We start from the raw sequence: 1,887 nt of genomic DNA, 5'->3' as shown, positions 1-1,887 counted from the left end.
TCCCGACCCCACCGGCTCAGTGAGTGCAAAGCCGAGTGCAGGACCGCACCAGCCGTCCCGCTCTTCTGCGGGCCGCGCTGGCCGATTACATGGCTCCGGCGTCGATTCCCTGGAGCCGGATGCCTCCCAGAATCGTGTGCCACTGATCCAGCCCGATGAGGGAGCCCTGGGGGCACAGCAGCATGACCTCGACAGCGAACCCCTTCTCTCCCACTCGCCTGTCGAAGCGATATCCATCCATGGGCGTGTTGGGTGCGTCCGAGAAGTTGACGGTCACGGAGAAGGTCTCCTCATAGCCCGGCAAGGTCCCGCTGTCGTCCCGGACGGCGTCCACCGGGTTTGGACCCTGTGTCGTCTGATAATCGGAGAAGATCGTCTGCTGACTCTTGAGAGCCGCCTTGGACTGAATGTCGTCCCCGACTCCTCGGAGGTTGTAGTACCTCTCCTCGGCGGTCGTGGAAATATAGCCGAAGCAGGCGGGGTTGGCGTTGACCGTGTATCCGTCAATAGTCCCGTTAGGACCGGCCGAGTCCTTCTTGATGCGCTCGTCGTCGTGCGTCCAGACCGACGAGTCCTCATTGGAGACCGTGACACTCGGTGCCGTCCATGTCGTTGCCGAGGGGGAGGGCGTTGACGCTGAGGCGGTCGGGCTCGGTGACTTGGAGGGCGCGGGCGAGCTGGATTCGCTGGCCTCGGTGGAGGCGCCGGCGGGCTCGACGCTCAGCTGCCCCTTGTGGGCGGGGCCGCAGGCGCTCAGCGCCAGGCTGGCTGCGAGGCACATTCCCAGGGCGAGGCGACGAGTCCTGGAGGGGGTGCGGGCGAGGAGTATCTGGCGATGGTGCTGTGCTGAATGAGGCAATGCGGCTCTCCTGGTGGTGAGGAAGGAGGAGGGAAGGTGCTGTGACTCGGTACCGGGACTCATTTATCCCATGGCCCCAGCATCGAGTCCTGCCACTCGTGTCGAGAACAAGAACTGGTGCCATGTATCGGCGGAGGCGAGTTTGTCCGGGGTGCACTCGAGAAAGAGCTGTGGTTCGACATCGTCTCCTGCACCTCGGTGGAGGAGGAGAGGTTGTCTCCACCCCTTCTTCCTTCGTCGTGAATTGTTTGGTTTGCTTTGTAGAAGATAATGGCTAGACAGCCTCCTGCGTCGAAGTCGTAGGCCTGGCTGATTTCTGATGATGTCGCGACCGGTCGTTCGAGTATGTCGTCCTGCCGGTGCCACGTGCCGGTGGTGTCGTTGGAGATTGTGACGTTCGGGGCCGTCCAGGCTGTTGCGGAAGATGTTGCCGATGGTGTCGGGGTTGGTGTCGTGGACGGTGTGTCCGAGCTGGAGGGGCCGGCCGTGGTGGGGGCGCCGGCGGGCTCGACGGTCAGCTGCCTCTTGCGGGTGGGGCCGCAGGCGCTGAGGGGGAGGGCTGCGATCAGGGTCAGTCCAGGAGTGAGGAGGCGAGTGCTGCAGGGGCCGTGACCTACACGGTGACGGTGTCGCATGCGGGTGGGCATATTGCCTCCCAGGAGGGTGGGGGTGAGTAGGAACTAGATGGGAGTGTAGGGGATGCCTCTGGAGCCCCGCTCGGTTGTGGGCGTTCAGAAAGGGGTGCGATGCTGGTTGCCGGGGTCTTGTGAGGCCGTGATCGGGAGAATGAAGGGGGGAGGTGCCTGAGGCTCCTGCTATGTGTCGGTCTTCACCTCCTGGCGATTTGATGGGGTGGGGATGGGCGTGTAGATTACTGCCCGCTGCCTCGGACGTGATCCGTTCCGGGGTGAGGCCCTTTGGGGTATGGTGTAATTGGCAACACGACTGATTCTGGTTCAGTTATTCTAGGTTCGAGTCCTGGTACCCCAGCGGATCTGACGATCTGTAGCCCCCATCGTTTAGTGGCC

The 1,887-nt window shown here is 63.1% G+C and carries 1 protein-coding gene and 1 tRNA gene; one reads left to right on the top strand and one right to left on the bottom strand.

What is annotated here, in order from left to right; all coding sequences use genetic code 11:
* Nucleotides 1-85: 85 nt before the first annotated feature.
* Entirely contained in the window at nucleotides 86-922 is an 837-nt protein-coding gene (locus BKH20_RS12705; RefSeq protein ID WP_081381375.1) for a serine/arginine repetitive matrix protein 1, read from the bottom strand.
* A gap of 855 nt (nucleotides 923-1,777) precedes the next feature.
* Between BKH20_RS12705 and BKH20_RS12695 the strand changes: the two genes are divergently transcribed.
* Nucleotides 1,778-1,849, top strand: a tRNA-Gln gene (locus tag BKH20_RS12695).
* The last annotated feature ends 38 nt before the right edge of the window (nucleotides 1,850-1,887 follow it).

This window comes from Actinomyces oris (assembly GCF_001937445.1).
In the GTDB taxonomy this organism is placed as follows: domain Bacteria; phylum Actinomycetota; class Actinomycetes; order Actinomycetales; family Actinomycetaceae; genus Actinomyces; species Actinomyces acetigenes.
Note: the sequence above shows the minus strand (reverse complement) of the source record. Positions and strands in the feature narration are given on the sequence as shown.